Annotated in this window: 21 protein-coding genes; 5 read left to right on the top strand and 16 right to left on the bottom strand. The window is 63.6% G+C overall.

Annotated elements, in window-relative coordinates; genetic code table 11:
- Nucleotides 1-59 precede the first annotated feature (59 nt).
- Together pepN and NKJ94_RS30255 are read left to right on the top strand one after the other, a co-directional pair.
- On the top strand, nt 60-2,705 hold the full coding sequence (pepN, locus tag NKJ94_RS30250) for an aminopeptidase N (protein ID WP_352530495.1): 2,646 nt from the start codon (nt 60-62) through the stop codon (nt 2,703-2,705).
- A 181-nt stretch (nt 2,706-2,886) separates the two neighbouring features.
- Nucleotides 2,887-5,211, top strand: a complete 2,325-nt coding sequence (locus NKJ94_RS30255) for a PAS domain-containing sensor histidine kinase (protein ID WP_352530497.1) — start codon at nt 2,887-2,889, stop codon at nt 5,209-5,211.
- Nucleotides 5,212-5,261: 50 nt separating this feature from the next.
- Here the strand turns inward: NKJ94_RS30255 and NKJ94_RS30260 are convergent, their stop codons facing one another.
- The 14 genes from NKJ94_RS30260 to NKJ94_RS30325 form a co-directional block, all read right to left on the bottom strand.
- On the bottom strand, nt 5,262-5,741 hold the full coding sequence (locus NKJ94_RS30260; protein ID WP_352530499.1) for an EF-hand domain-containing protein: 480 nt from the start codon (nt 5,739-5,741) through the stop codon (nt 5,262-5,264).
- A gap of 63 nt (nt 5,742-5,804) precedes the next feature.
- Nucleotides 5,805-8,771: a bifunctional [glutamine synthetase] adenylyltransferase/[glutamine synthetase]-adenylyl-L-tyrosine phosphorylase gene (locus NKJ94_RS30265; protein ID WP_352530501.1), complete on the bottom strand. Its 2,967-nt coding sequence runs from the start codon at nt 8,769-8,771 to the stop codon at nt 5,805-5,807.
- Nucleotides 8,771-10,240, bottom strand: a complete 1,470-nt coding sequence (locus NKJ94_RS30270) for a sensor histidine kinase (RefSeq protein WP_352530503.1) — start codon at nt 10,238-10,240, stop codon at nt 8,771-8,773. The genes NKJ94_RS30265 and NKJ94_RS30270 overlap by 1 nt, the downstream gene beginning before the upstream one ends.
- A gap of 6 nt (nt 10,241-10,246) precedes the next feature.
- The gene (locus NKJ94_RS30275) at nt 10,247-10,921 is read right to left on the bottom strand and encodes a response regulator transcription factor (RefSeq protein WP_254819962.1); all 675 of its coding nucleotides are present in this window, start codon (nt 10,919-10,921) and stop codon (nt 10,247-10,249) included.
- Nucleotides 10,922-11,299: 378 nt separating this feature from the next.
- Entirely contained in the window at nt 11,300-12,859 is a 1,560-nt protein-coding gene (locus NKJ94_RS30280) for a Do family serine endopeptidase (protein ID WP_352530505.1), read from the bottom strand.
- Nucleotides 12,860-12,975: 116 nt separating this feature from the next.
- Complete coding sequence (locus tag NKJ94_RS30285; protein WP_352530507.1) at nt 12,976-13,443, bottom strand: cytochrome c-type biogenesis protein; 468 nt, start codon at nt 13,441-13,443, stop codon at nt 12,976-12,978.
- Nucleotides 13,440-15,428, bottom strand: a complete 1,989-nt coding sequence (locus NKJ94_RS30290) for a heme lyase CcmF/NrfE family subunit (RefSeq protein WP_352530509.1) — start codon at nt 15,426-15,428, stop codon at nt 13,440-13,442. The genes NKJ94_RS30285 and NKJ94_RS30290 overlap by 4 nt, the downstream gene beginning before the upstream one ends.
- Before the next feature lie 14 nt (nt 15,429-15,442).
- Nucleotides 15,443-15,886, bottom strand: a complete 444-nt coding sequence (gene ccmE / locus NKJ94_RS30295; RefSeq protein WP_352530511.1) for a cytochrome c maturation protein CcmE — start codon at nt 15,884-15,886, stop codon at nt 15,443-15,445.
- Between the two features lie 3 nt (nt 15,887-15,889).
- On the bottom strand, nt 15,890-17,020 hold the full coding sequence (gene ccmI / locus NKJ94_RS30300; RefSeq protein ID WP_352530513.1) for a c-type cytochrome biogenesis protein CcmI: 1,131 nt from the start codon (nt 17,018-17,020) through the stop codon (nt 15,890-15,892).
- A 117-nt stretch (nt 17,021-17,137) separates the two neighbouring features.
- Nucleotides 17,138-17,572, bottom strand: a complete 435-nt coding sequence (locus NKJ94_RS30305; protein WP_352530515.1) for an RT0821/Lpp0805 family surface protein — start codon at nt 17,570-17,572, stop codon at nt 17,138-17,140.
- Nucleotides 17,573-17,681: 109 nt separating this feature from the next.
- Nucleotides 17,682-19,121 carry an ATP-binding protein gene (locus tag NKJ94_RS30310; RefSeq protein ID WP_352530517.1) on the bottom strand — a complete coding sequence of 480 codons (1,440 nt, stop codon included), beginning with the start codon at nt 19,119-19,121 and terminating at the stop codon, nt 17,682-17,684.
- Complete coding sequence (locus tag NKJ94_RS30315; protein ID WP_352530519.1) at nt 19,105-19,770, bottom strand: response regulator transcription factor; 666 nt, start codon at nt 19,768-19,770, stop codon at nt 19,105-19,107. Before NKJ94_RS30315 ends, NKJ94_RS30310 begins: the two co-directional genes overlap by 17 nt.
- 65 nt (nt 19,771-19,835) lie before the next feature.
- A complete protein-coding gene (locus NKJ94_RS30320) occupies nt 19,836-20,135 on the bottom strand; it encodes a hypothetical protein (RefSeq protein ID WP_352530521.1) in 300 nt (99 codons plus the stop codon).
- Between the two features lie 392 nt (nt 20,136-20,527).
- Nucleotides 20,528-20,938, bottom strand: coding sequence for a DUF3168 domain-containing protein (locus tag NKJ94_RS30325; protein WP_352530523.1), 411 nt, complete (start codon nt 20,936-20,938; stop codon nt 20,528-20,530).
- A gap of 536 nt (nt 20,939-21,474) precedes the next feature.
- Between NKJ94_RS30325 and NKJ94_RS30330 the strand changes: the two genes are divergently transcribed.
- On the top strand, nt 21,475-21,666 hold the full coding sequence (locus tag NKJ94_RS30330) for a hypothetical protein (RefSeq protein WP_352530525.1): 192 nt from the start codon (nt 21,475-21,477) through the stop codon (nt 21,664-21,666).
- A gap of 30 nt (nt 21,667-21,696) precedes the next feature.
- Here NKJ94_RS30330 and NKJ94_RS30335 read toward each other — a convergent pair whose 3' ends face one another.
- Both NKJ94_RS30335 and NKJ94_RS30340 read right to left on the bottom strand, forming a co-directional pair.
- Nucleotides 21,697-21,963: a DUF1488 family protein gene (locus tag NKJ94_RS30335; RefSeq protein WP_352530527.1), complete on the bottom strand. Its 267-nt coding sequence runs from the start codon at nt 21,961-21,963 to the stop codon at nt 21,697-21,699.
- On the bottom strand, nt 21,960-22,232 hold the full coding sequence (locus NKJ94_RS30340; RefSeq protein WP_352530529.1) for a hypothetical protein: 273 nt from the start codon (nt 22,230-22,232) through the stop codon (nt 21,960-21,962). The genes NKJ94_RS30335 and NKJ94_RS30340 overlap by 4 nt, the downstream gene beginning before the upstream one ends.
- Before the next feature lie 242 nt (nt 22,233-22,474).
- Here NKJ94_RS30340 and NKJ94_RS30345 point away from each other — a divergent pair, with 242 nt between their 5' ends.
- Both NKJ94_RS30345 and NKJ94_RS30350 read left to right on the top strand, forming a co-directional pair.
- Nucleotides 22,475-22,813: a co-chaperone GroES gene (locus NKJ94_RS30345; RefSeq protein ID WP_352530531.1), complete on the top strand. Its 339-nt coding sequence runs from the start codon at nt 22,475-22,477 to the stop codon at nt 22,811-22,813.
- Between the two features lie 102 nt (nt 22,814-22,915).
- Nucleotides 22,916-23,327 (top strand): TCP-1/cpn60 chaperonin family protein (locus NKJ94_RS30350; RefSeq protein WP_352530533.1); only part of this gene is annotated, 412 nt, incomplete at its 3' end.

A 23,327-nucleotide genomic window follows, 5' to 3' on the forward strand; every position in this document is an offset into this window, starting at 1 on the left:
AAATTATTTGGACCAGCGGACCCGTCCGCCGCTCCCGGATCGACAGGAAAAACCAGGGAATGCGCACCGATACCGGCCAGGTCTTCAAGCTCGAAGACTACCGCCCCAGCGACTATCTCATTCCGGAAATTAGCCTGACTTTCCGCCTTTCGCCTGAAGCAACGCACGTCACCGCCGTGCTGACCGTCGAACGCCGCGACGGGATTGCGGCCTCGGCGCCGCTGGTGCTGGATGGCGACGGGTTGACGCTCAGCCGCGTGACGATCGACGGCCAGGAACCGAGCCCGGCAGATTTTCTCGCCACGCCCGATCAACTGACGATCATCAGGCCGTCCGCGGCAAGCCGCTTCCAGCTAGTCATCGAAACTGTGCTGGCGCCGGCACTGAATGAAGCGCTGATGGGCCTCTATCGCTCCAGCAATGTCTATTGCACACAGTGCGAGGCCGAGGGCTTTCGCCGCATCACCTATTTCCTCGACCGCCCCGATATCCTGTCGGTCTATACGGTGCGCATCGAGGCTCAACGCCATGAAGCGCCGCTGCTTTTGTCCAACGGCAACCCCGCCGGCAGCGGCGAGCTTGCCGACGGCTGGCACTATGCGGTCTGGCACGACCCTTTCCCCAAGCCGTCCTATTTGTTTGCGCTGGTGGCGGGCGACCTTGGCAAGATCTCGGACAGCTTCGTCACCCTGTCCGGCCGCAGGGTGGAGCTCGGCATCTATGTCGAGCCGGGCAAGGAGAGACTCGCCGGCTACGCCATGGACGCCTTGAAGCGGTCGATGAAATGGGACGAGGAGGCGTTTGGCCGCGAATACGACCTCGATGTCTTCAACATCGTCGCCGTGTCCGACTTCAATATGGGCGCGATGGAGAACAAGGGTCTCAACATCTTCAACGACAAGTATGTGCTGGCCGACCAGGAAACCGCGACCGATGCCGATTTCGCCAATATAGAGGCCATCATCGCGCATGAGTATTTCCACAATTGGACAGGTAACAGAATCACTTGCCGTGACTGGTTCCAGCTTTGCCTGAAGGAAGGCCTGACCGTTTTCCGCGACCACGAATTCTCCGCCGATCAGCGCTCGCGCGCCGTCAAACGCATCGCCGAGGTGCGTACGCTGCGCGCCCATCAGTTTCCCGAGGACCAGGGGCCGCTGGCGCATCCGGTGCGGCCGCGCCGCTATCGCGAGATCAACAATTTCTACACGGCGACGGTCTACGAAAAGGGCTCAGAAGTCGTGCGCATGATCCACACCATCCTCGGCGCCGAGACGTTCCGCGCCGGCATGGACCTCTATTTCGAGCGTCACGACGGCGATGCGGCGACGATCGAGGATTTCGTCAAGGTGTTCGAGGATGTCTCGGGTCGCGACCTGTCGCAGTTTTCGCTGTGGTATCATCAGGCGGGCACGCCGAACCTGACCGTCAGTTCGGCGCACAATCCGGCAGCGCAGGAATTCACGCTCGAAATCGAGCAGTCGGTGCCGCCAACGCCGTCGGAAAGCCGCAAGCGGCTGATGCACATTCCGCTTGCCTTCGGCCTGGTCGGCGCCAGCGGCGAGGCAATAGCCTATAGCGGCGTCGAAGGGGCGAACGTCGAGGACGGCGTCATCCATATCCGCAAACGCCGCCACGTCGTGCGCTTTTCGGGAATTGCCAAACGTCCGGCCATGTCGCTCAACCGCGGCTTTTCGGCGCCGGTAACGCTTTCGGTCGAACAGCGGCCCGACGACCAGTTCTTCCTGGCCGGCCACGACAGCGACGCCTTCTCGCGCTGGCAGGCGTTCAATACGCTTTTGACCGATGCGCTGATTGCTGCCTTCCGTCAGATCCTGGACCACAGGCAACCCGAGTTCAGCGCCCGGCTGACCGAGCTTGCCGGCAAGATAGCCGGCGACGAAGCACTCGAACCCGCCTATCGGGCGCTGGCGCTGGCGCTGCCCGGCGAGGCCGATATCGCTCGCGACATCGGCAAGAACATCGACCCCGACGCCGTTTTCTCGGCGCGCGAGGCGTTGGCGGTTGCGATGGCCGAGACCAACGGCGAGATATTCTCCAAGCTTTACGATCGGCTTGCCGACAATGGTCCGTTCAGCCCGGACGCGGCCAGTGCCGGGCGGCGGGCGCTGCGCAACGTCCTGCTGGATTATCTCTCCTTGCTGCCGGGAGGTGCGGAGCTCGCCGCCCGGCACTTCCAATCGGCGACCAACATGACCGACCGGGCCGCGGCATTGACCGTGCTTGCGCACCGTCACCACGGCTCACCGGAGGCGACCAGGGCGCTGGTCGACTTCGAGGCGAAATATGCAACCGATGCGCTGGTCATGGACAAATGGTTCCAGATCCAGGCCAGCGTGCCCGGCCCGCAAACTGTCGACGCGGTGCGCGCCTTGACCGGACATCCGGCGTTCTCGATGGCCAACCCGAACCGGGTGCGCTCGCTCATCGGCACGTTTTCCAGCGCCAACCAGACCGGCTTCCATAGCGCCGACGGCGAGGGCTACCGGCTTTTCGTCGAAACGGTGCTGCAGGTCGAAAAACGCAACCCGCAGGTGGCCGCCAGGCTGGCGACGGCGCTCAGGTCGTGGCGCTCGCTCGAACCGGTGCGGCAAGCCAAGGCAAGGGAGGCGCTGCTTTCGATCGCCAATGCCGAGAAGCTGTCGGCCGATTTGCGAGACATCGTCGAGCGCACTCTCGCCTGATAACCCGCCGGCTCACCGCCACAATGCCGTCCCGCCCGAGAAACCCATTATTTTAGTCGATTTTTAATCTTTTTTGGCTGCGCCTCTGGACAAGGCGAATCACGTTTGATTCTTTACTGACGATTCGGAAGTGCGGCGTTGCCGGATCGTCAAGCAGATTGAAAATCGGGGAGTGCCATTTATGGCGAAGGCGGACGCGTGGGGCGCGCCCGGTGGGACGGCTTTTGAGCGGCGCGAGGCGCGAAGCGACGGTCTTGCCGGCAATACGCGGCTCATCGCCGAGCCTGCCTACCGACGGCTGCTGGCGGCCGAGCCGCTGCTGCGTCGTTCGATACCGGCCCTCATCATCATCTTTCTGTTGATCATCGCGGTACTGCGCTTCCTGTCGCTGATGAACGAGCGCGACGAGATAGAGCGCGACGCCAAGGCGATCCTTGCGCTGGCAGCGGGCCAACTGGCCAGCTCGATCGCCGCCGATGCGACCGTGGTATCTGCACCCGGCGCGATCCAGGACCTGCTGGAGAGCACCAGCCGTCAGGGCGCCATGGGCCGGAGCCACGTGCTGGCGATCACCGACAGCGCTTTCAGGATCATTGCCGTATCACCGCAATCGATGCACTGGGACGGGCGATCGCTCGATGGCGTCGTGCAGGGCGGGCAGCCTTTGTTTATGTTCGGCGATCGTGCCGGGGTGATGGAGGTCAGCATCGGCGGACAGGACTGGTATGCGGCCGTGAGCCTGGCGAATGGCCGAAAAGGTTCCGCAGCGGCCTTTGTGCCGCAGGAGGCAGTTTTTGACGCCTGGCGCAAGACGGTCTCGCTCAACGTCACGCTGTTCGTGCTGACGGCCGGCGTGCTGATCATCATCCTCTACGCTTATTTCGGCCAGGCGGCGCGCGCCCAGGCCGCCGACCGCATCTATCTCGAAGCCCACCAGCGCATCGATATGGCGCTGGTGCGCGGCCGTTGTGGCCTGTGGGACTGGGACATGGTGCGCGGCAAGATGTACTGGTCGCGCTCGATGTACGACATGCTGGGTTACGAACCCTGCGACACGATGCTGTCGTTCGGCGAAGTCGACGAAATCATCCATCCCGAGGACGGCGATTTGTTCGAACTCGCCAACAGGATCGTCGGCCGCGAGATCGACCACATCGACCAGGTGTTCAGGATGCGCCATGCCGACGGACAATGGGTCTGGATGCGCGCGAGAGCGCAGGTTATCGACCCGGAAGCGCCGGAGATCCAGCTGATCGGCATCGCCGTCGATGTTACCGAGCAGCGGCACCTGGCGCTGCGCTCCGAGGCAGCGGACCTGCGCCTGCGGACAGCCATCGAAAACATCAACGAATCCTTCGTGCTGTGGGATTCGTCCGAGCGCCTGATCATGTGCAATTCCAAATACCAGCAGGACAATGGCCTGTCGGATCGCGATGTGATGCCGGGGGCCCCGCGCGCCGTGCTCGAAGAACGCATGCTGGCCTTCGCATCGGAGCGGCGGCTTGCCAATACCAACGGACCGCAGGGAGGCGTGACCTTCGAGCGCCAGCTTGCCGACGGCCGCTGGCTGCAGGTGAACGAGTTGCGGACAAGGGACGGCGGCACCGTCTCCGTCGGCTCCGACATCACCCAGATCAAGCTGCACCAGGAGAAGCTGGTCGACAGCGAGCGCCGTTTGATGGCAACGATCCATGACCTCAGCCTTGCCCGTCGGGCGGAAGAGGAACGGGCCCGCGAACTCGTCGAGCTCAACCGCAAATACATGAAGGAAACCGAGCGGGCCGAAGCGGCGAACCGGGCCAAATCCGAATTCCTGGCCAACATGTCACACGAATTACGCACTCCGCTCAATGCGATCATCGGCTTTTCGGAACTGATGGAACGGAGGCTGTTCGGGCCGCTGGGTTCGCCGCGCTACGAAGAGTATGCCACCGACATCAACGGCAGCGGCAAATATCTTCTCGGCGTCATCAACGATATCCTCGACATGTCGAAGATCGAGGCCGGCCAGTTCTCGCTGGATCAGGAAGAAATCGATCTCTGTCCGCTGATCAGGGAGACGGTTCGCGTTGTCTCGCTGCAGGCAGCGGAAAAGTCGATCACCGTCGAAACCCGCATCGCCGATTCACTGACGCTGTTCGCCGACCGCAGGGCGATCAAGCAGATCCTCATCAACCTGTTGTCCAATGCGGTGAAGTTCACCGGGCAAGGCGGCCACATTGCGGTCAGAGCCCGCAGCATTTCCAGCGCGCTGATCCTGACGATCGAGGACAATGGCTGCGGCATCCCGAAGGAGGCGCTGAGCAAGCTCGGGCGGCCGTTCGAACAGGTGCAGAACCAGTTCTCCAAGAGCCATGCCGGTTCCGGCCTCGGTCTCGCCATCTCGCGTTCGCTGGCCGAGCTGCAGGGCGGCGCCTTGAAGATCCGCTCGACCGAAGGCGTCGGCACGATCGTCTCGGTGCGGATCCCGATTAAGAAAGCCCCACAGGCGGTCAAGGCCGCCTGAACGACAAGATAAGGCTCCGGCGGCTCACGCCGCCGGAGCGGTTGTCATTCTCACTGCATGCCGTCAGCGCCATCATTGCCCTCGCCGTCCCATTGACGGTGACGGCCGGGACCCTTCGGCAGTTCGTTCTTCTCGATCTTGCCGTTATTGTTGCGGTCGAGCATGGCGAAGACCTTCTTCTGGCGGCTTGTGATGTCGTCGGTCGTCAGCGTGCCGTCGCCCTTGGTGTCGTAGCGGGCGACGATGCGCTTGGCCATCTGCTCGAAGCGCCCCTTCTCCAGCGCGTCGGCGAGCTGTGCCACGGTCAGCTTGCCGCCATTGTCGGCGACCATCTTCTTCAGCCGCGCGTTCATGGCGTCGGAGAACTGGTCGAAGGTGATGGTGCCGTCATTGTCCTTCATGACCTTGTCGAGGCGCATCATCATGCCGTCGCGCGGCCCGGCGCCGGAAAGCTCGTCCGCGTAGGCCGCGGTCCCGACGGCGCCGGCCAGGGCCGCGAAAACGAGTGCAAGTCTGGTTGTCTTTCTCATGGTCTTCTCCTGTTGCATCGTCACCCCCGATGCTGTCCGAAACGATCGTAGGGCGAGTTGCCGTCATGACCGTTTCGCACGAAGCAAAAGGGCAAAATCCTTTCTGACCTTCTGCGACGTCTCCTTGAGGTGTGCTTCCAGCACACCGAAATCCGGCAGGTCGGTGACCGCCAGAAGCAGATCCGAAAGCCCCGGCGGAACGTCGTCGCGTTCGAACGCGCCGGTGAGGCAAAGCCGTATCATCTGGGTCAGCGCCAGATAGAGCGAATAGGCATCCACCAGTTCCTGCCTGACCTGGGCGTCGGCGAAATCCGGCGCCAGGCGCGACAGGATGTCAGCCGTGCCGGTGGCCCTGCGGCCTGCCTCGATCTTTCCCGTGATCACCGCAACCTGGGCGATGAATTCGAGATCGATGAGGCCGCCCGGGATCAGCTTGATGTCCCAGAGATCACGCGGCGGCTTCTCCTTGTCGACCATGGCGCGCATCTCCGATGCCTCGGCCATCACCTTGGCTGGATCGCGCGACAGAGCGAGCACTGCCGCTACTTCCCCCTCGACCTCGCGGCAGAGCTCGGCATCGCCGCCGATCGTGCGGGCTCGCGCCAGCGCCATATGCTCCCATGTCCAGGCGTCCTGGCGCTGATACTTCTTGAAGGCATCGACATGCGTGGCCACCGGCCCCTTGTTGCCGGACGGCCGCAGGCGAAGGTCGAGCTCGTAGAGCACGCCCTCGGCCGTCGGCGCTGAAACGGCGGCGATCAGCCGCTGCGTCAGCCGACTGTAGTAATGCGACGGGGCGAGCGGCTTGTCGCCGTCGGACTCATCGGCATCGGCGTCGTGATCGTAGAGCAGGATGAGGTCGACGTCGGAACCCGCCGTCAATTCGCGGCTGCCGAGTTTGCCCATGCCGAGCAGTGCGACCCTGCCGCCGGCAATACGGCCATGACGCAGCGCGAATTCGGCCGTCACCGCCTGCAATGCCGCTTCGATGGTCAGATCGGCGAGATCGGAAAAAGCGCGACCGGCGCGGGGCGGATCGATTGACCCGGCAAGCAGCCTGACGCCGATCAGGAACTTCTGCTCCGAAGCAAAGATGCGCAGTCGGTCGAGCACGTCTTCATAGGCCCTGTCGCCTTCGAGGAAGGCGGCAAGGCGCGCCGACAGATAGGCGCGGTTGGGCAGTTCGCTCAGCAGTGCCGGATCGAGCAGGCCGTCGAAGACATGGGGCCGGCGCGTGATGATGGCGGCCAGCCGCGGTGCCGCACCCATGATCGTCGCCATCAGCTTCAGCAAAGCCGGGTTCGACTGCAGCAGCGAAAACAGCTGGATGCCGGCAGGCAGGCCGGCAAGGAATTCGTCGAAGCGGATCACCGCCTCGTCGGCCCGCCGCGTCTGGCCGAAGCCCTGCAGCAGTGCCGGCGTCAGTTCCGTCAGCCGCTCGCGCGCCTCCGCCGACCGGGTGACGCGGTAGCGGCCGAAGTGCCAGCCGCGGATGACCCGGCAGATGTCGCTCGGCCGCTGGAAGCCGAGGCGCTGCAGGGTCCGCAAGGTGTCGGGATCGTCGACGTCGCCGGTAAAGACCAGATTGCCGATGCCGGCCGAAAGCTCCGGCGCGGTTTCGAACAGCGCTGCATAGTGGCGCTCGACCTGGTGCAGCGCCGCACGGAATGCCTCCGCAAAGCCTGCCGCATCGGCAAAGCCCAGCATGCGGGCGACGCGCTCCAGCCCCTCTTCGTCTTCCGGCAGGATGTGCGTCTGCTCGTCGGCAACCATCTGGATGGCATGCTCGACGCGGCGCAGGAACCAGTACTGCCTGGTGAGCGCATCGCGCGCATCGGCGGTGATCCAGGCGCGCGCGGAAAGTTCGCCGAGCATCGGTACGGTCTCGCGGCCGCGCAATTCGGGAAAGCGGCCGCCGGCGATGAGCTGCTGGGTCTGGACGAAGAACTCGATCTCGCGGATGCCGCCGCGGCCGAGCTTGACGTTGTGGCCTTTGACCGCGACCTCGCCATGGCCCTTGTGGGCGTGGATCTGGCGCTTGATCGAGTGGACGTCGGCGATCGCCGCATAGTCCATGTATTTGCGCCAGATATAGGGCTGGAGCTCCTTCAGGAACGCGGCGCCGGCGGCAAGATCGCCGGCCACCGGGCGCGCCTTGATCATGGCGGCGCGCTCCCAGTTCTGGCCGCGCGCCTCATAGTAGCGCAGTGCCGCCTCGACCGGGATCGCCAGCGGCGTCGAGCCGGGATCGGGACGAAGCCGGAGATCGGTGCGGAAGACGTAACCGTGCTCGGTGCGGTCCTGGAGAATGCGAACCAGCCGGCGGGTCAGGCGCGAAAACAGCTCGGTTGCATCGAGCGGATCGACGACGGCAGGCGCATCGGGGTCGAAGAAGGCGATGAGGTCGATGTCGGATGAGAAGTTCAGCTCATGCGCGCCGAGCTTGCCCATGCCGAGCAGGATCCAGCCCGAGCGTCGCGCCGGATTTTTGGGATCCGGCAAACTGAGCTTGCCTTGCTCATGCGCGTCGCGGAGCAGGAAATCGACAGCCGCACGCGTGCAGGCGTCGGCAAGGTCGCTCAGTCGCCGCACCGTCAGCGAGGTCTCGGCCTCGCCGGCGAGATCGGCCAAAGCGATCAGGAAATGCGCCTCCGCCTTGCATTGGCGCAGCTCCATCATCAGGCTGCTTTCGGAGACGGCTTCCGCCCGTGCGGCCTTGTCGACCGCGGCGCCGATCGACGACAGCCGCGTCTCGACCGTCTCGTCAAAAAGCGCGTCGAGGATTCGCGGCCGGCGGCGTGCGGTGTCGCGCAGGAACGGCGATAGGTCGAACACGGCGGCAAGAAAATCCTGGACGACCCCCTTGCCTGCCAGAAATTTCGCCAGCCGTGGCAGTTGTTCTTGCCGCGCGGCGTCGGCGATCACCGACAATTCCTGCCTGGCGCGGCTTTCATCCAGCGGAGCGAGCTTTACCGCCGGCTTTAAAAGCCAATCCGTTTCGAGGCGTCGCGCTACCACCCGCGCCACCATCAGTGATCCTCCCGCCCAGGAAAACTCATGACGACGGACAATCCAGGATTGCCGGGCAGAAGCTCAAGCCGTCCATTGTGGAACGTCATGATCGCCTTGGCGAGGCTCAAGCCTAGGCCGGAGCCCGGCTGCGAGCGGCTCTTTTCCAGCCGCACGAAACGCTCGGTCACCCTGGCGCGGTCGACATCGTCGGGAATGCCCTGGCCGTTGTCGGAAACGGCGAGCCTGATCTCGCCACCGATACGCTCCAGCGTCACGCGAACCGTAGGCCTGGAGGTCGAGTCGGTCGAATATTTGATCGCGTTGTCGACGATGTTGGACAGCGCCTGGCCGATTAGCTCGCGATTGCCGTTGACGGCGAAGGAACCTTGCACCGAGGTTTCGAGCGTCACGCCCGCCTCCTCCGCCACCGGCTCGTAGAGTTCGACGACGTCGCGCACGGCAGCGGCCAGGTCGACCCTGGTGGTGCTTTCGGAGGAATAGCCGGCCTCCAGTCGCGAGATCATCAGGATGGCATTGAAGGTCTTTATCAGCTGATCGGATTCGGCGATCGTTCCTTCCAGAGCCTGCCGATAGTCGCTGGTGTTGTATTTGCCGGAAAGCGTCGCTTCGGCGCGGTTGCGCAGCCTGGTCAGCGGCGTTTTCAGATCGTGGGCGATGTTGTCGGAGACCTGCTTCAGGCCCTCGTTGAGCGTGGCGATCCTGGCCAGCATGGAATTGAGGTTTTCCGACAGCCGGTCGAACTCGTCGCCGGCGCCGGTGACCGGCAGCCGGCCGGAAAGGTCGCCGCCCATGATTCGGCGGCTCGCCTCCGAGACGCTGTCGATGCGCTTCAGCGCCGCGCGCCCGACGAAGAACCAGATCAGCAGCCCGCCGACGCCCATCATGCCGAGCGCCAGCATCAAAGCGCGGCGAATGACGGCACGGAAGCGCTCCGGCTCGCCGAGGTCGCGGCCGACCAGCATGATCATCTGGTTGGGCAGGCGCAGCACCAGGGCAATGGCGTTGTGGCCCTTCTCGCCTTCGGCCTGCACTTCGCTCTGGGCGGGCTCGTTCGGGTCGGAGACCGGGTTGCGCTGCCGCTCGAGCTCGCCCTCGCCGAAGCGACGGTAGGAGAACGGTTCGGTGGTCCAGCCCTCGGCCTCGATCACGCCCGGCTCCAGGCTCTGCACGTTGCCCGTCAGGATCTGGCCGTTGGCATCGGCGATCAGATAGAGATTGGCGCCGGGCTGGCGGGAGCGCTGCTCGACGACGCGGACCAGCACCGGCAGGCCGCCGCGCTGATAGGCACGGGCAAGGCCGAGCACCTCGTCGTTGATCGTCTCCTGCGTCTGGGCGGTCAGCATGCGCGCCGACAGCGAGGTCATGTACAAGACGAGCAACACCGCGCAAAGCGCAAAAAGCAGAAGATAGAGCGCCGAAAGCCGCGCTGCCGTCGTCTTCATGATGGCCGGCACGGAAAGAGCCATGGGGTTCTAGCCGCTTTTCAGCATGTAGCCGGCGCCGCGAACCGTGTGCAGGATCGGCTTGTCGAAGCCCTTCTCGATCTTGCCCCGCAGCCGCGAGATATGAACGTCGATCACGTTGGTCTGCGGATCGAAATGGTAGTCCCAGACGTTTTCGAGCAGCATGGTGCGCGTCACCACCTGGCCGGCATGGCGCATCAAATATTCGAGCAGGCGGAACTCGCGCGGCTGAAGCGTTATCTCGCGCCCGGCGCGCCGCACCGAATGCGACAGCCGGTCGAGTTCGAGATCGCCGACCCGGTAGACGGTTTCGGCCTCCCTGGCGCTGGCGCGGCGGTTCAGCACCTCGACGCGGGCGAGCAGTTCGGAAAAGGCATAGGGCTTGGTCAGATAGTCGTCGCCGCCGGCGCGCAGACCGGTGACTCGGTCGTCGACTTCGCCGAGGGCCGACAGGATCAGCACGGGCGTCGTATTGCCCCGGGATCTCAGCCCGGCAATGACCGACAGGCCGTCGCGACGCGGCATCATGCGGTCGACGACCATGACGTCATAGTCGCCGGAATCAGCGAGCGCGAAGCCGGTTTCGCCGTCTCCGGCGACATGGGCCGTATGCCCGGCCTCGGCGAACGCCTTCTGCAGGTAGTCGGCCGCCTCGCGATCGTCTTCTATGACGAGAATCTTCATAGAGCCGTTATACGCGATTTCGCTGGAAGATTGAGTGGCCGGCATATGCATCGTGGCCTTCACCATGGCGTATCGCGAACAAAGTGATTCAAGGATACGCGGTAAGTCTTTGTTTTAGAATGCCGTTGCCCCAAAGCCGCTTCGCATCCTCGGTCAAGCCCGAGGAAAGCGACGTGCTTCTTGCTTGAGCATGTCGTTGTCCCAAAACCGCTTCACGCTTTTGAGCGACATGTTTGTTCGAGCGGCAGCGGACGATGGGAAGCCCGCTGCCGCTGGGGCGGAACACGATGACTGACTAACGCATTCAGGCCCCGTGCTTTCCCGTGCGGCGGCTCGGGGGTGTTGAAAACCGCCGCACCGGAAAAGTCGAACCGGTTATTAGCCCTTGGCGACAGGCAGCGCGATGAAGCGGTTGCTGTCGTCGCGGGTGATCTGCATCAGCACCGCCTTGCGGCCTGACTTCACCGCATCGGCCATCGCCTTGTCGACGTCGCCGGTGCCGGTCACTTCCATCGAATTGACGGAGGTGATGACATCGCCGGGCTGGATGCCGCGATCGGCGGCATCGCTGTCGGGGTCGACGTCGGTCACCACAAGGCCCTTGCCATTGTCGGACTCGGTGACGGTCAGGCCGAGATCGGCCAGCGTGTCGGTTTTCGGCCGAGGGGCAGGCTGCTGGTCGGCCGAGGCCTGCTTGTCGCTCGACGGCAGCTTGCCAAGGTCGACTTTGACCGCCTCGCTCTTGCCGTTGCGCCACACCGTGACGTCGACCGATTTGCCGGGCGGGTAAGCGCCGATCAGACGGGCGAGTTCCTTCGGCGAAGCAACGTCCTTGCCGTCCACCTGGGTGATCACGTCACCGGCGGTGATGCCGGCCTTCTTGCCGGGACCGTTGTCCTGCGCGCTGGCAACGAGCGCGCCCTTGCCGGACCCAAGGCCAAGCGACTCGGCGATTTCGGGGGTGACCGGCTGGATTTCGACGCCGAGCCAGCCGCGCTGGACGGTGCCGTTCTTCATCAGATCCTGCACGACCTGCTTGGCGGTCGAAGCGGGAATGTCGAAAGCAATGCCGACACTGCCGCCCGACGGCGAGAAGATCGCGGTGTTGATGCCGACGACCTGGCCGTTGAGGTTGAAGGTCGGGCCGCCCGAATTGCCGCGGTTCACCGAGGCGTCGATCTGGATGAAGTCGTCATAGGGGCCGGCGCCGATATCGCGGCCGCGGGCCGAGACGATGCCGGCGGTAACCGTGCCGCCGAGGCCGAACGGATTGCCGACAGCCACCACCCAGTCGCCGACGCGAACCTTGGAATCATCGGCGAAGTCGACATAAGTGAACTTGCTGCCGTCATCGACCTTGAGCACGGCGAGATCGGTGCGCGGATCGGTGCCGATCAGCTTGGCGTCAAGCTCCTTGCCGTCATTGGTCACCACGGTGAAGGCGGTGCCTTCCTCGACGACGTGGTTGTTGGTGACGAGATAGCCGTCATCGGAGATGAAGAAGCCGGACCCTTGCGCCACCGGCCGCGGCTGGTCGTTGTTGCGGTCACGGTGTCCGAAACGGCGCATTCCGTTCGGGCCGCCTTGATCGCCGCCTTGGTCGCCAAAGCCGCGGAATTCGCGGAAGAAACGCCGCAGCTGCGGGTTGTCGGGAAGATTGCCTAAACCGTCCTCGTCGTCCATCTGGCCGGAACCGTCATCGGCCGTCGGCTGGATCTTGGCCTTGACGCGCACGCTGACGACCGCGGGCGAAACGCGCTCGACCACATCGGCGAAGCTCGGGACCTGCGGTGCCTCGACACGAACGGCGTCGGCCAGAACCGGGGCTGTCCCGGTGGCAACGGCGCCAAAGCCGATCGCGCCGGCAATGGCCAGGGATGCGGCTGCGGCCATCAGGCGTTTGCGGGTGCGAAGATATGAATTGGGGGCAACATTCATGGTTCTCGTATCCTCTTTTCAAGGGACGCCCCTTGATTGGCATCCTCGACAAAGGAAATAGAGAGCCGCACATTACGGCGCCATTTCCGGTACATGAAACTTTCGTAATGTTACGATCAATCGCGACGGAGTACCGCGTCCAACGCCGCCTGCTCGTCGGCGGTCAGCGCATTGGTAGCCGTCGAACGGCGCGAGCGGGCGGCCAGCAGGATAAAGGTCCCGCCAATGAGCAGCAGAAGAACCGGCGTGCCCCAGAGCAAGGCATTGCGCAGGCTGAAGCGTGGCTTCAGCAGCACGAATTCGCCGTAGCGTGAAACGACATAGTCCATCACCTGCCGGTCGGTGTCGCCGGCTACCAGGCGCTGGCGCACAAGGATGCGCAGGTCGCGGGCGAGATCGGCATCGGACTCGTCGATCGACTGGTTCTGGCAGACCATGCAGCGCAAGCCTTCCGACAAAGCGCGCGCCCTTGCCTCGAGCGCCGGGTCGGCGAGCACCTCGTCGAGTTTGACCGCCTGCGCGACGCCGGCGAACAACAGCGCTAGCAGCAGGACCAGCGAGGCCAGTGTGACCCTTTGGCTCATGACGAGCTCGCCGATGGCACGGCGCCCGCCGGCTTGCGGCGCGACGGCGCGCCAACGCGCAGGCGCCGGTCGAGCAGCGATATCGCCGCACCCGCCATCATCACCAGGCCGCCGCCCCAGATCAGTGTCACCAACGGCTTCCACCACAGACGAACGACGACGGAGCCGTCGCTGCCCTCGTCGCCAAGCGAAAGATAGAGCTGGCTGAAGCCGATCGTCCTGATGCCGGATTCGGTCGTCGTCATCTGGCGCACCGGGTATGAGCGCTTGGCCGAGGTGATCTCGCCGGTGACGCTGCCGTCGGCGTCAAGCAGAGCGAAGCGGCCGCGAACCTCGCTGTAGTTCGGCCCCTGGGCCGGGTAGAGTCCCTCGAAGCGCAGCGTGTGGCCGGACAGTTCGACGGTCTCGCCGGCATGCATCGACAGGATTTTTTCGGTGCCGAAGCAAAGCGTGCCGACAATGCCGAGTGTCGTCAGTCCGAGGCCGAGATGCGCAAGCGCGGTGCCGAAGACCGAGCGCGGCAGGCCGGCGAAGCGCCTGAGCATGGTGGCGGGCGCGACGGTGCCGAAGCCGGATTTGACGGCGAGATCGGTGAGCGCACCGCAGATCAGCCAGAAGGCAAGGCCGACACCGAGCGCTGCGAATCCCGATGCGCCATCGATGAACAAGGCCGTCACCAGTACGGCGAGCAGCGCCGCGGCGAAAGCCGCCATCAGGCGCTGGGCGACCGCGAAAATGTCGCCGCGCTTCCAGGCAAGCAGCGGCCCGAACGGCACGACGACCAACAGCGGCACCATCAGCGGGCCGAATGTCAGGTTGAAGAACGGCGCGCCGACCGAAATCTTGTCGGCCGAAAGCGCCTCGACGGCGAGCGGATAAAGTGTGCCGATCAGCACGGTGGCGGCGGCGGTGGTCAGGAACAGATTGTTGAGGACCAGCGCGCCTTCGCGCGAGATCGGGTGAAACAGCCCGCCGGCTGTGAGCCGAGACGCCCGCAAGGCAAACAGCGCCAGCGAGCCGCCGATGAACAGCGTCAGGATGCAGAGGATGAAAACGCCGCGCGTTGGGTCGGTGGCAAAGGCGTGGACCGAGGTCAGCACGCCGGAACGCACCAGGAAGGTGCCGAGCAGCGACAGCGAGAATGTCAGGATCGCCAGAAGCAGCGTCCAGATCTTCAGCGCCGAGCGCTTTTCCATGACGATTGCCGAATGCAGCAGCGCCGTGCCCGCCAGCCACGGCATGAAGGACGCGTTCTCGACCGGATCCCAGAACCAGAAGCCGCCCCAGCCGAGCTCGTAATAGGCCCAGTAGGAGCCCATGGCGATGCCGCCGGTGAGGAACATCCAGGCGACCAGCGTCCATGGCCGCACCCAGCGCGCCCAGGATGCGTCAATGCGGCCCTCAATGAGGGCGGCGACCGAGAAGGAAAAGCAGATCGAGAAGCCGACATAACCGAGATAGAGCAGCGGCGGGTGGATGGCGAGGCCGAGATCCTGCAGGATCGGGTTGAGGTCGCGGCCCTCGATGGGCGCCGGATTGAGCCTGACGAACGGGTTCGACGTCGTCAGGATGAACAGCAAGAAGGTGGCGCCGATCGCGCCCTGCACGCCAAGAACATTGGCCCGAAGCGTTGCCGGAAGATTACCGCCGAAGACGGCGACGAGCCCGCCGAAGAAGGTCAGGATCAGCACCCAGAGCAGCATCGAGCCTTCGTGATTGCCCCAGGTGCCGGTGATCTTGTAGATCAGCGGCTGCAGCGAATGCGAGTTCTCCCAGACGCTCTCCACCGAAAAGTCGGAGCCTGCATAGGCGGTCGCCAGCGCCACGAAGGACAGCGCCGTCAAGGCAAAGCCGGTCAGCGCGGCGGGTGCGCCAACGGCCATCATCTTCTGGTTGCCGGTGCGCGCACCGAACAACGGCACCACCGTCTGCACCAAGGCCAGCGCAAACGCCAGGACCAGCGCGAAATGTCCGGTTTCAACCATTGTCGCCGCACCCGCTAATCACTCTTGCTCTCCTGCCAGACGCCCTTGGCTTTGAGGCCGTCGGCTACCGCCTTGGGCATATAAGTCTCGTCATGCTTGGCGAGCACGCTGTCGGCGACAAAGACGCCGTCGGGGCCAAACGAGCCTTCGGTGATCACACCCTGCCCTTCCCGGAAAAGGTCGGGAAGAATGCCGGTATAGGTAACCTTGACGTCCTTCTGGTTATCGGTGACCGAAAAGGCGACGGTGGCGCCTTGGCTACGCTCCACGGTGCCTTTTTCGACGAGGCCGCCGAGCCTGATGCGCTGGCCGGGCTGAAGGCTGGCGGTGGCCAGATCGGCCGGCATGTAGAAATAGGAGGCCTTCTGGCCGAGCGCATAGAAGGTCAGCCCGGTGGCAGCACCGAGGAAGGCCAGCCCTGCGGCGATCACCGACAGCCGTTTCTGCTTGCGCGTCATTCTCTACTCCGTCGCCGTCACGCCAAGCGAGGCGGCAAAGGCGGTGAATTTCTTGGCTTGGTCACTATCGGCGCCAAAGACGGCAATACCGCGATTGAGCGCGTCGCGTGCCTGATCGGTCTTGCCCAGCACGACATAGGAACGAACGAGCTGCATCCATCCTTGCTCGTCGCGCGGATTTTGCCGAAGCTTTTCGTCGAGGCCGGCGACCATGGTATTGATCATGGCTTGCCGGTCCTGCGGCGACATCGAGGAGGCGGCATCGATATCCTCGGCGCCCGGGCCTTTCGCCGGCGCTCCCGAAGCGACGTTGCGTGTGGCGGATTCGGCAAGCGCCTGCTCGACGGCACCGCGCCACGGCGAGCCCTGCGGCAAGGCGGCAAGCATCTTTTGCCAAGCCGCCGTCGCTTCAGCTGTACGGCCTTCCTGCGCCAAGCCCATGGCGAGATAGAACGAGGCCTTCGGGTTTGCCGGATCGAGCTTCAGCGCCGCCTCGAAAGCAGCCTGGGCGTCGGCTGAAACGATGCCGCCCGCCGCATTGGCGATCGCCTCGCCGAGGCCGGCTTGACGGGCGGCGCTGTCGCCGTCAAGGCGAATGGCATTACGGTACGCGGTTACCGCATCGGCGTATCGCTGCATGCGCAGATAGACCGGCGCCAGCACGTCCCAGCCGCGGCCATCGGACGGGTTGGCCGCAAGGTGCGCTTCGGCGCGTGCCACCAGCTCGTCCACCGAGCTGTCGGCGGGGTTCTTGGCCAGGCGTTCGCTGAGCGGCTGCGACGGCAGGTCGGGTGAGCCGAGCTGGCCGTAAAGGCCCCAGCTAACCAGCGGAACCACCAGCACGGCAGCGGTCGCCACCAGCCTTGTCGACCGCTGTGTCGCCGTCGTGCCGGCCGGGCCGGCATTGCTCAGGCGAAGGATGCGGCGGGCGATCTCGGCGCGCGCCTCTTCGGCCTCCATTGGCCGGATCAGGCCACGCGCCACGTCGCGGTCAAGCTCGGCCAATTGGTCGCGATAGACTTCAAGGTCGTGATCGCCGGCAGCGGACGTGTTCTTTGTTTCGCCCGCCAACGGCAGCAGCACCGCCAGGCTTGCGCCCAGCGTCAGGATTGCGGCTATGACCCAGAACAGCATGGCTCTTCCAATAGAACGAGACCCTTGCCCTGCCAACACAAGCGTGCTGCGACGCTTTGGCGGGACCGCTCCGATCGATAGTGCCGGACCGGGATCGGTGTATCAACGGCCGGCGAGCTACGTCAGCGGGGTCCAGCTGCCGTCGGCATTGCGACAGGCGGTTCCGCGCGCGGTGGCGCCGGCAGCGCCGGCAAACACCGTATGGGTGTATTGCCGGCAGTCCTGCGAGCCGACGCGATAGGGCTGGGCGGCGACAACTTCGCCGCGATGGGCCGAACTGTCGCTCTTCCACGCCACCTTCTGGCCGCTCGCCGTATATTCAAGCGCCTTGTATTCCGCCTCGAGCGCGCTGCGCTTCTCGGTCTCGCTCAAGCCGGTGCCGATCGAGCCACCGACGAGGCCGCCGCCCATGGCGGCGATGATCGTCGTCGCGACCTTGGCGTCACTGGGAGGCGTGGCGGCCGGTGTCACGGTAACGGCTGAGCCCGTGCCGAGCGTCGTACAGCCGGAGACGGCGAGCAGGGCGGAAACGAGCGCGACGCGAATCTTCATGCCAATACCGGCTTTCTTGAGCTGGACCGCCGCGCTGTCAGCAGGCTGGCGCGGCCATAATGTCGATGTTTATCGGAAATTTGGCCGCAGCCAGCCGCCCGGAAAAGCATTACTGAAGGCTCCGCAATCGAACCATCGCCTTCAATCCACCCATGACGGATCGTTCCAGCGCCAGAACGCCTCCATACTCGTTGATAAGGTCGGCGACAATGGCAAGTCCGAGCCCGCTGCCGGGTTTTGTCTCGTCGAGACGCCGTCCGCGCTGCAATGCCTCGCGCGCCTTGTCTTCGGGAATGCCGGGGCCGTCATCCTCGATGGCTATCTCGAACAGATTGGCCGCCCCTTCCCTGCCGGCGATGGGCTTGACGGAAACGGCGACTGCGCTCCTTGCCCATTTCATCGCATTGTCGAGCAGATTGCCGAGCAGCTCCTCAAGGTCCTCGCGTTCGCCGGCAAAGACGATGTCGGTGGCCGGCAGCGAGAGCGAGAGCGCGGTCCGCGGGTTGAGCTTCTGCAGCACGCGCACCATGCGCTGGACCAGCGGCGCGACCGGCGTGCGGAAAACGACGCTGTCGCGCTGCGCGGCGACGCGGGCACGTTGCAGATAGTGGTCGACCTGCTTCTGCATGGAAGCGGCCTGCTCGGCGATGAGCTGGCCCTTGGCGCCACCCAGCGCCCGCCCCTCGTTGAGCAGCACGGCGAGCGGCGTCTTCAGCGAGTGCGCGAGGTTGCCGACCTGCGTGCGCGACCGCTCGACGATACGCCTGTTGTTCTCGATCAGCGCATTGGTCTCGTTGGCGAGCGGCTCGATCTCGGCCGGGAAGCGGCCGTCGAGCCGTTGCGCAGTTCCTTCGCGCACCATAGCAAGGGCATTCCTGACCCGGCGCAGCGGCTGCAGGCCGAGCAGGATGGCGATTGCATTGATGGCGATCATGCCGACGCCGAACAGCGACAGATAGGTCAAAAGGCGCCGCTGGAAGGTGGCGATTTCCTGCTCGAGCTCGGTCTGGTTGCCCATGACACGGAAGCGCGCGGCGCGGTTTTTCGCATCGAGGACGAACTCGCTCTCGAACACCTCCAGTTGCTCGCCTTCGATGCCGTCCGCCGAATAACTGCGCTGGAAGCTGGCATTGAAGGGCACCTCGGCAACACTTGGCGACGGAATCCCCTTGGTCATCGACGACGAATGGAGATCGCCGTGCACGCCTTCCGAGGCAGGCTCGACCGACCAGTACCAGCCGGAATTCGGCTCCGAGAACCTCAAATCGCCAAGGTCGGGGGCGCCGGTCAACTGGCCGCCTTCGGAAACGCCGACCGAGCCGATCAGGTTGAACAGGTGCGCCGAAAGCAGGCTGTCGAAACCGCGCTCGCTGGCCTGGCGATAGAGCGTGGTGATCAAGGTGAAGATGACGACCAAAGTGAGGATCGCCCAGACCGTGGAAAAGGCGATGACGCGAAACGCCAGCGAACGCGGCCATGACCGCAGCGACAGCGTGTTTGAGACGGCGGGTTTTGTAGGAAGCGGTTCCGCGTTACGCCTCCGGCTCACGCATGCGGTAGCCCATGCCGCGAACGGTTTCGATCATGTCGATGCCCATCTTCTTACGAAGCCGTCCGACAAAGACCTCGATTGTGTTGGAATCGCGGTTGAAATCCTGATCGTAAAGATGCTCGACCAATTCGGTCCGGGATACGACCTCGCCCATATGGTGCATGAGATAGGCAAGCAGGCGGAACTCGTGCGAGGTCAGCTTCAGCGGCACGCCGTCGATATCGGCCTTGGAGGCCTTGGTGTCGAGGCGCAGCGGCCCGCAGGTCAGCTCGGACGAGGCGTGCCCGGCGGCACGCCGAATCAAGGCCCGCACCCTGGCCAGGATTTCCTCGATGTGGAAAGGCTTGGTGACATAGTCGTCGGCGCCGGCGTCGATGCCGGCGACCTTATCGCTCCAGCGATCGCGTGCCGTCAGGATCAGCACCGGCATCTTGCGGCCGCCGCGGCGCCAGCGCTCGACCACGCTGATGCCGTCCATCTGCGGCAGGCCGATGTCCAGTACGACCGCATCGTAGGGCTCGGTGTCGCCAAGAAAATGCCCTTCCTCGCCGTCGAAAGCGCGGTCGACGACGTAGCCGGCATCGAGCAGCGCGTCGCCGATCTGCCGGTTGAGATCCTTGTCATCTTCGACGACGAGTACGCGCATGCAGGAGGGCCTGTTGAAGCTGGTCAGATATAGGCCGATTCCGGCAGACTGGGAAACGGCACGGTTCAGTTCAGTGGAACGACGATCTCCGAGCGACGCGGACGCTGCCCTTCCTTGCCCGGAACGAGCACGACGATGATGCAGACCGGCTGGCCGCCGCGTGTCGACTGCGAGGCCTTGGCCAAAGTGCCGCCATTCTGCTCGGCCACCTGCTGGCCGATCGCGTAGCAGTCGGACGCGGCGAGGACGACCGGCTGCGGCTGCTCGGGCACGACAACGGGGATCGCCATCGCTTGCGACGCAAGCAGACCGGCGGCTGAGAGCGCCAGTGTCGCGGTCCGGACGTGGGAGCGAAGGGTTTTCATGGTCAGCGTTCTAACGCGCCGGTGCTGAACGTGATATGAACGGTGAACGCTCGAATGCATGCCCGCCACACCCCTGAAGCGCGAGATTACCGGATTTGCCATTTCGCCGCCCATCCCGGGAAATAGCCGAAGTTTAACCTAGCCCTCCAATCTTTCGCCGACAACGGGACAGTATCATTTGGCGGGCAGGATCATTTGGGAGGACGAAGCACCCGGCCCAAGGGCAGCCGATGGCAGATTCAGGGAACCGAACCTGAAACAAAAAACCCGACTCGGCGGCAGGTCGTTGGCGCCAATCAGCACCATATTCAAATTTATAGCATAGCTGCCGGCACAAAGCAAGAACAAAATTGCCCGATTTGCGAATGAACCCGACGAGAAGCGCCCGGTGGTCAGCCGTCGTCCTCGATCATGGCGCGAAAGCGCAGCAGACCGTGATGGGCCGAAAGGTCCTCGTCGTAGCGGGCTTCGGCGAATTCGAGCTTGAGATGGGCGCGGCGATGCTCGCCAAGCGAGAGCGCCGCATCTCGCAGGCGGGTGCTGACCAGGTCCATTATGTCGAGCGTTTCCTTGCTGGCCTCGGATTTCGACCAGACATGCAGCGTCAGCAGCTGTTCGGCGTCGTTCTCCGTCCCCGTTGTCCAGTCGTAGACGCTGGTGCGGCCGAAGGTCATGTAGGGAAACGCAACATTGGCTGGCGCATGGTCGAATAATCTTGCGTCGCCCAGTGCCGCCGACAAATCGGGATCGCCGTTCACTGCCTCGAATACGGCCTTCTGCAATTCGACGGCCGGCGCGGTCATTGTCTTCCCCCTCGCCCGTCGCGTCAGCGCGCGCCTCCCTGCAGCATAACTGCTTTGCATGACGGCATCCCGGCAAAGCGCGAATCAGCGCGTCTCGTGCGGATTATGTACCTTCATGACCTCGGGAATAAGTCCTACTCCTGGAACCCGCGACCTTTCGCGTCACAGACGCCCTTGAGGGTGATGCCAACCCGCGAATTCATTTGGCATGCATGGAGTTTGAAAAAACGGTGCTACGAAGATGTCTGGTTTTCCAGACATTCGAGGTCGTTTTCGTGCGCGAGCCATCGCTGCTGCCTGTTTTCGGAAAGCTTGGGGTCAAGGCGCCGCCGGTCGCGATTGCGGCGCCGACTATGTCCGACGATCATCAAGAGCTTGGTGAGCCGCACTCGGGAGGTGCTCTCGGCGCACGGTAGCCTGGCCCTGAAGCTGTCCGTCGTTTTGTGGACGGTGCTTGTCCTAGCGGCAGTATTCTTCATCGCCCAGGCCTGACCGATCGACTTTCATCGATCGGGCGGAAACTAAAGGACGCCAAGATGGCAAATCGCTACGCACTGCGCATGGAGCATCCTCACAGCTGGACCGTCTTCGATGTCTTCACCGGCCAGCCGGTCGAGCTCAAGCACCAGCTCATGGTTGGCATGAACACGCGCGATGCGGACGCGATGGTCGATCGGCTGAACAGTCGCGACGTCAAGCGGCGAGCCAAGGCGGACCGCAAGTCCTGAGCAACCGTCGTGTGAGCGATCGCGAAGGATCTAGCGAAAATCGGCTGCAGTCAGCACGTACATGCTCCTGCGAGTACGGGCATAGGCATTCCTGGCGACGTCATGAATTGAGCTGGAAGCCGTGTCGAACGCCGCCAGATAGGTGGCTTCGGAGGCCGCCGTCCCCGGCTGTATTTCGGGGATGGCATCGGTAGCGACAGAGAAGGAAATCTGGAACATGCCGTCATGGCCGACGAAGCGAATGCGTTTGCTTGCCTCGTCGTAGCTGCGGCTAGGATTGGGAAATGTCAGGCTCATGATTTGGCCTCCGTCGATGCAGATATGGCCTGCTTGACTGTCCGCGACGCCCGCTTCTTCTTTGGTGCGACCGGATTCAGAGCTTCCGCCGCGCGGTCCGACTCTTCCTTGGCCAGTCGCAATTCTCTCAGTCTTGCCGTTTTGATGCCCCTGGCCTTGGCCTCCGAGAGATATTCGGCAGTTGCTTTGTTCCGCTCCGCCGTTTTCTTTTGATTTTCCATGAAGCGAGCCTGAGCTTTTTCCATGATGTTCTGATTGCCTTCGGCCATCGGTAAAATCTCCCTTGCAGCGAAAGTCGTGAATGTGAATTCACCATAAAATAGGTGTTCAAAGACAGAAATTCAATTTCATTAATATTCGGCAAGGCCCGAACACCAAGGGATGGCCAGGCAAAATAATACATTCAATATTTTACATCCCCTATGAATATTTTTTGGCACTCCTATCAATCGAGTGCCAAGGCGCCTATAGAGAGGGGCGGCCGCCTAAGCCGGCCTCAGAAAGAGTCCCCATGAAATTCCGGCCACTTCACGATCGCGTCGTCATTCGGCGCGCCGAAAGCGACACCAAATCCAAGGGCGGCATCATCATCCCCGACAATGCCAAGGAAAAACCGCAGGAAGGCGAAGTGATCGCCGTCGGGCCGGGCGCGCGGGACGAAAGCGGCGCGCTGATCCCGCTCGACGTCAAGGCCGGCGACCTCATCCTGTTCGGCAAATGGTCCGGCACCGAGGTCAAGATAGACGGCGAGGACCTTCTGATCATGAAGGAGGCCGACATCATGGGCATCATCGACAAGAGCGAGATGGGCATCATCGACAAAACCGTGGCTGCCAAGAAGGCCGCCTAATGGAATGCCGCGCGCGCTCTCGGGGCGCGCAAAGGACGCTCCAAGCTTTGATTGAGGCGCGCTGCAAGCGTCTTGCCACGACCAACCGAACTGGAAAAAATCATGTCTGCCAAGGAAATCAAATTCTCCACCGACGCGCGTGACCGCATGCTGCGCGGCGTCGAAATCCTCAACAACGCCGTCAAGGTGACACTCGGCCCCAAGGGCCGCAACGTCATCATCGACAAGGCCTATGGCGCGCCGCGCATCACCAAGGACGGGGTGACGGTGGCCAAGGAAATCGAACTTTCCGACAAGTTCGAGAACATGGGCGCGCAGATGGTGCGCGAAGTGGCCTCGAAGACCAACGACCTTGCCGGCGACGGCACCACCACCGCCACGGTGCTTGCCGCTTCCATCCTGCGCGAGGGCGCCAAATTCGTTGCCGCCGGCATGAACCCGATGGACCTCAAGCGCGGCATCGACCTTGCCGTGACCGCCGTCGTCAAGGAAATCCAGGCGCGCGCCAAGAAGG

It is taken from the genome of Mesorhizobium sp. M0060 (assembly GCF_040323155.1).
GTDB lineage: Bacteria > Pseudomonadota > Alphaproteobacteria > Rhizobiales > Rhizobiaceae > Mesorhizobium.

Coding starts and splice junctions, on each gene's coding strand:
- NKJ94_RS30255 (WP_352530497.1), top strand. CDS start 2,887: ATGGCGAAGGCGGACGCGTGGGGCGCGCCCGGTGGGACGGCTTTTGAG.
- NKJ94_RS30330 (WP_352530525.1), top strand. CDS start 21,475: ATGGCAAATCGCTACGCACTGCGCATGGAGCATCCTCACAGCTGGACC.
- NKJ94_RS30275 (WP_254819962.1), bottom strand. CDS start 10,921: ATGAAGATTCTCGTCATAGAAGACGATCGCGAGGCGGCCGACTACCTG.
- NKJ94_RS30305 (WP_352530515.1), bottom strand. CDS start 17,572: ATGAAGATTCGCGTCGCGCTCGTTTCCGCCCTGCTCGCCGTCTCCGGC.
- ccmE (WP_352530511.1), bottom strand. CDS start 15,886: ATGACGCGCAAGCAGAAACGGCTGTCGGTGATCGCCGCAGGGCTGGCC.
- NKJ94_RS30290 (WP_352530509.1), bottom strand. CDS start 15,428: ATGGTTGAAACCGGACATTTCGCGCTGGTCCTGGCGTTTGCGCTGGCC.
- NKJ94_RS30335 (WP_352530527.1), bottom strand. CDS start 21,963: ATGAGCCTGACATTTCCCAATCCTAGCCGCAGCTACGACGAGGCAAGC.
- pepN (WP_352530495.1), top strand. CDS start 60: ATGCGCACCGATACCGGCCAGGTCTTCAAGCTCGAAGACTACCGCCCC.
- NKJ94_RS30260 (WP_352530499.1), bottom strand. CDS start 5,741: ATGAGAAAGACAACCAGACTTGCACTCGTTTTCGCGGCCCTGGCCGGC.
- NKJ94_RS30345 (WP_352530531.1), top strand. CDS start 22,475: ATGAAATTCCGGCCACTTCACGATCGCGTCGTCATTCGGCGCGCCGAA.
- NKJ94_RS30280 (WP_352530505.1), bottom strand. CDS start 12,859: ATGAATGTTGCCCCCAATTCATATCTTCGCACCCGCAAACGCCTGATG.
- NKJ94_RS30325 (WP_352530523.1), bottom strand. CDS start 20,938: ATGACCGCGCCGGCCGTCGAATTGCAGAAGGCCGTATTCGAGGCAGTG.
- ccmI (WP_352530513.1), bottom strand. CDS start 17,020: ATGCTGTTCTGGGTCATAGCCGCAATCCTGACGCTGGGCGCAAGCCTG.
- NKJ94_RS30320 (WP_352530521.1), bottom strand. CDS start 20,135: ATGAAAACCCTTCGCTCCCACGTCCGGACCGCGACACTGGCGCTCTCA.
- NKJ94_RS30270 (WP_352530503.1), bottom strand. CDS start 10,240: ATGGCTCTTTCCGTGCCGGCCATCATGAAGACGACGGCAGCGCGGCTT.
- NKJ94_RS30265 (WP_352530501.1), bottom strand. CDS start 8,771: ATGGTGGCGCGGGTGGTAGCGCGACGCCTCGAAACGGATTGGCTTTTA.
- NKJ94_RS30315 (WP_352530519.1), bottom strand. CDS start 19,770: ATGCGCGTACTCGTCGTCGAAGATGACAAGGATCTCAACCGGCAGATC.
- NKJ94_RS30340 (WP_352530529.1), bottom strand. CDS start 22,232: ATGGCCGAAGGCAATCAGAACATCATGGAAAAAGCTCAGGCTCGCTTC.
- NKJ94_RS30285 (WP_352530507.1), bottom strand. CDS start 13,443: ATGAGCCAAAGGGTCACACTGGCCTCGCTGGTCCTGCTGCTAGCGCTG.